Below are 5,039 nucleotides of genomic sequence, written 5' to 3' on the forward strand. Positions count from 1 at the left end.
ATAAGTTTGTTTCCCTTCCTTTATTGGCGCAGGCCCTTAAAATTGAAGAGGAAGATCTTTGCATCCTGAATCCTTCCTACAAAAAGAAAATTGTGAACGGAACGGAGGAATCTCCAAGGAGAATTGTAATGCCGCGGGTAACCGGAGGGGACTTTGCAATGATCTATGAGGTGTTAAACAACCGCCCGCCGGAGGTAAATACACACATAGTACTGGCTTCCAATGATGACCGCAGGCTGCATAAAAAGCATACGTCTGTAGAGTACCACCGGGTAACCCGCGGCCAGAATCTGCAGACAATTGCCGATAAGTATAATGTTGAAGTTCAGGATATTAAAGTTTGGAATAAACTAAAGGGATCTCAGATCATGCCGGGGCAGCGTTTAATTGTATCTAAAAATTCAGGTACTGGAAATGTGGTTTCTGCCTCAAAGCATTCCAGACAATATATGTCTTATAAAGGAGATAAAGAACGATCACAGCGGGAGGGGAAGATTTAGGATCTTTTTTATTTTAGGCTCATTAAAAGAATTGTAACTTTGGCGCTTTACAACGCAAAATTTTATGAGTAAGACGAATAGAAAACAAGACGCTTTAGATTACCACTCGCAAGGGAGGCCTGGTAAAATACAGGTTATACCCACCAAACCAACGAATTCTCAAAGAGATTTAACGCTGGCTTATTCACCGGGGGTAGCTGAGCCTTGTTTAAAGATCGCTGAGAACACAGAGGATGTCTATAAATATACAGCTAAAGGTAATCTTGTGGCTGTAATCAGTAACGGTACTGCAGTACTTGGTCTTGGAGATATCGGTCCGGAAGCGGGAAAACCTGTGATGGAAGGTAAAGGCCTCTTGTTTAAGATTTTTGCGGATATTGATGTCTTTGATCTGGAACTGGATACAAAGAATGTAGATGATTTTGTAAAGATTGTTAAAGCGCTGGAGCCTACTTTTGGTGGGGTGAACCTGGAAGATATTAAAGCTCCGGAATGTTTCGAAATAGAGCGCCGCCTGAAGGAAGAAATGAAAATTCCTGTGATGCACGACGATCAACACGGTACCGCGATCATTTCTGCTGCTGCTTTAATTAATGCTTGTGAACTACAGAAAAAAAAGATAGATAAAGTTAAGATTGTGGTAAACGGTGCTGGTGCCGCTGCAATTTCCTGCTCGAGGTTATATGTTTCTTTGGGCGCTAAAAAGGAGAATATTGTGATGTGCGACAGGAGTGGTGTGATCAGGGATATTCGTGAAAATCTGGACCCGATCAAAGCAGAGTTCGCTACGAGCAGAACGGTCAATACGCTGGAAGAAGCGATGAAGGATTCTGATGTTTTTATTGGCTTATCATCTGCCGACTGCGTAACTGCAGACATGCTGAAATCAATGGCTAAAAATCCTATTGTTTTTGCAATGGCCAATCCGAACCCGGAAATTGCCTATGACCTGGCCATCAGTTCCCGTAAGGATCTGATCATGGCTACAGGTCGTTCAGATTATCCGAACCAGGTAAATAATGTTTTAGGTTTTCCATATATATTCAGAGGAGCACTTGATGTTAGATCGACGAGCATCAATGAGCCCATGAAAATAGCCGCTGTAAAAGCAATTGCTGAGCTGGCTAAAAAATCTGTTCCTGAAGCCGTGAATATGGCTTACAATGAAAAGAACATAAAGTTTGGAAAGGAATATATCATTCCGAAACCAATGGACCCTAGGTTGATCACGAATGTTTCTATGGCAGTTGCAAGGGCAGCTATGGAATCTGGCGTTGCGCGTAAAGCGATTACAGACTGGGATGCTTATGCCGAGGAACTGAAGCTTCGTTTGGGTAAAGACGATGCCATTATGCGTGCCATTACCAATAAAGCTAAATCTGATCCTAAGCGTGTAGTTTTTGCTGAAGCAGACAACTATAAAATTCTGAAGGCTGCTCAGATTGTTAAAGATGATAACATTGCGATTCCAATATTATTGGGGAACAAAGAGATCATTCAGCAGATTATTGAAGAGAACGCCCTGGATCTTGAAGGTGTACAGATCATGGATCCATTTCAGGAGCCGGAGCGTATGCAGAAATACTCTGAGTCTCTTTATCAGAAAAGACAGAGAAGAGGTGTTACCTTATTTGAGGCTACAAAGCTGATGCGCGACAGGAATTACTTTGGTGCCTCTATGGTGGAGTTTGGTGAAGCGGATGCGATGATCTCCGGATTAACGAAAAACTATGTTTCTACCATAAAGCCTGCTTTACAAATTATCGGTACAGAAGCAGGTGTAAACCGTGTTGCAGGGATGTATATGATGATGACGACTAAAGGTCCGGTATTTTTTGGGGATACCACTGTCAATGTGGATCCAACAGCTGAAGAATTAGTAGATCTGACCATTTTACTGGAACGTGCAGTCAATAAATTCAACATCCAGCCAAGGGTGGCATTATTGTCTTATTCAAACTTTGGGTCTAACGAAGGAATTGTTCCGGAGAAAGTTAGAAAAGCTGTAAAGATATTACATGAGAAACACCCGGAGATTTTGGTAGACGGAGAAATGCAGGGAAACTTCGCGATAAATAATTCTTTGCTTAAAGATAATTTCCCTTTTAGTAGATTAGCGGATGCGCCGGCGAATACACTGGTTTTCCCGAATTTGGAATCCGGAAATATTGCCTATAAATTGTTACAGGAACTTGGCGGGGCAGAGGCTGTTGGGCCAATTTTACTGGGCTTGAAAAAACCTGTACATATTGTACAGTTAGGAAGTTCTGTAAGGGAAATCGTAAATATGGTGACCATTGCCGTATTGGATGTACAAGGAAAACAGAGCGAGGCCGGTGAAAAGAAAACAGGTTTATTGAGACGTAAGACTAAAGTTTAAAAATATGTTTGAGTATATTGATGGAAAACTAACCTTTAAATGTCCTACTTACATTGTTGTAGAGGCGGGGGGGATAGGATATCACATCAATATCTCTCTGAACACCTACAGCGGCCTGGGAAATGTGGAGCGGTGCAAAATATATACCTGGCTGCATGTAAAGGAAGATGCGCATACCCTTTATGGCTTTGCTGATGAAGGGGAGCGCAGGCTTTTCCTGCACCTGATCTCCGTTTCCGGGATTGGGCCAAATACCGGAAGAATGATGCTTTCTTCCATCACACCTAATGAAATCCAGACGGCTATTGTTAACGGCGACCTTCCTTTGATACAACGGATTAAAGGGATTGGTGTTAAGTCGGCACAACGCCTGGTACTAGAATTACAGGATAAATTAAAAAAAGAAGGTACAGGGTCTTTGATCGCTGCGCCGTTAAACCATACCGTCAAAGAAGAGGCACTCTCTGCACTTATGATGCTTGGCTTTTCCAAACCTCCAGCGGAAAAGGCAATCGATAATGCAATTAAGAGTGGTGGTTCGGAACTGACGGTTGAAGAAATGATAAAAATAGCTTTGAAGAACCTCTAAACCCTAATCGCTCTTGAGAAAACTATCTATCTTAATGATCTCTTTGGTTGTTACCTTTTGGGGACAACAAACTTTTTCTCAAGTTAAGCCGGCAAGATCCAGATCAGATACGACCAGGAATGACTTCAGCTTAAAAGAGAAACAACGCCTTGGTTTAAGACAGGGTTATAATCCTTTTGACCCACTGCCAACCAATGTGACCCGGGAGGTTGAATTTGACGCGGTCAATAAACGTTACATCATCAGGGACAGAGTTGGTGGTCGCTTTTTGGGGCCTCCGCAGTACCTTACCATAGAAGAATATCAGCGTTTGATCAATAGCGAGATCAAAAGAGGAAACTGGAGACAGTTTTCGAATACGGAGGTGGAGGGTGTAAGACGAACAGGTATCATCCCGAGCTTAACGGTGAACAGCAGATCCTTTGAACGGATTTTCGGAGGAACAAATATTGATATTCAACCCCGGGGAGAGTCTGAGCTGACACTTCTGGGCAGAATCAACAAAAATGAGAATCCCTTATTTAACGAACGTCAGCGGGTTCAGAGTAATTTTGATTTCAACCAGCGGATCCAGATGGATGTGATCGGTAATATCGGTTCCAAGCTGAAGATCAATATGAACTATAATACCGAGGCGCAGTTCGACTTTGAGAATCAGGTGAAACTTGATTATACCGGAGGGGAGGATGACATTATTAAAAAGATCGAAGCAGGTAATGTCAGCCTGCCTTTGAGCAGTACGCTTATTCATGGGACTCAATCCCTTTTCGGTATCAAAACCCAGCTGCAGTTTGGAAAACTGAATGTAACGTCAGTTTTTTCCCAGCAGAAATCACAGACCCGGCAGATCAATATTAACAATGGCGCCCAGCAAAATGAGTACCGGATAACGGGGGATAATTATGAGGCCAATAAGCACTATTTTCTGGCCCAGTATTTCAGGGACAATTACAATAGGGCCCTGGCCAGTGCACCTTTTGTTACCTCAGGGGTCAATATTACAAAGATAGAAGTTTGGGTAACCAATAAAACGGGGGCAACGCAGGATTCCAGGGACATTCTGGCCTTCCTGGATTTAGGAGAGAATAAACCTTATAACAGAACAATTGTGGGCGGTGGATCTGCATTGCCTTCTGGCTTTACCTCTACACAGTTTCCGAGACAGTCCAATAATTTACTTCAGCAGGTTCCTGCAGATGCCCGCTTTACCAACTCAAATGCCATCATTCCCTTCTTTCAGGCTACGGGTGCTACGGACAACTATGCCAAGCTGACCTATGCCCGGAAACTATCTGACAGGGAATACAAGTTGAACCCACAGTTGGGTTATATTTCTTTAAACACCGCTTTAAACTCAGATGAGGTGTTGGCGGTGGTTTACCGGTATACCTATTCAGGTGTTGAATACCAGGTGGGGGAGTTTTCAACCGATGTGCCTTTTGATCCGACCACACCAAAATTGCTGTTTGCAAAATTATTGAAGAACGAAACCACCAAGACCAGTCTGCCTACCTGGAACCTGATGATGAAAAACATTTATTCTATTGGCGGATATCAGATCAGCCAGCAG

The 5,039-nt window shown here is 43.0% G+C and carries 4 protein-coding genes; all 4 read left to right on the top strand.

Translation table 11 applies throughout. The features are described from left to right. The coding region (locus VNZ46_RS07585) for a LysM peptidoglycan-binding domain-containing protein (RefSeq protein WP_325559474.1) at window positions 1-500 on the top strand (500 nt) is incomplete at its 5' end. A 64-nt stretch (window positions 501-564) separates the two neighbouring features. Further along, window positions 565-2,880 (top strand): NADP-dependent malic enzyme, encoded by a 2,316-nt coding sequence (locus tag VNZ46_RS07590; RefSeq protein WP_133782161.1) that lies wholly within the window; start codon window positions 565-567, stop codon window positions 2,878-2,880. 4 nt (window positions 2,881-2,884) lie between these two features. Next, complete coding sequence (ruvA, locus tag VNZ46_RS07595) at window positions 2,885-3,469, top strand: Holliday junction branch migration protein RuvA (protein WP_199077060.1); 585 nt, start codon at window positions 2,885-2,887, stop codon at window positions 3,467-3,469. Window positions 3,470-3,482: 13 nt separating this feature from the next. Beyond that, a partial coding sequence (gene sprA / locus VNZ46_RS07600) for a cell surface protein SprA (RefSeq protein ID WP_325559475.1) occupies window positions 3,483-5,039 on the top strand: 1,557 nt, incomplete at its 3' end.

This window comes from Pedobacter sp. (genome assembly GCF_035566355.1).
Lineage (GTDB): Bacteria > Bacteroidota > Bacteroidia > Sphingobacteriales > Sphingobacteriaceae > Pedobacter.

Excerpts from the sequence above, each read along its gene's own strand:
- ruvA (WP_199077060.1), top strand. The coding sequence starts at position 2,885 with ATGTTTGAGTATATTGATGGAAAACTAACCTTTAAATGTCCTACTTAC.
- VNZ46_RS07590 (WP_133782161.1), top strand. The coding sequence starts at position 565 with ATGAGTAAGACGAATAGAAAACAAGACGCTTTAGATTACCACTCGCAA.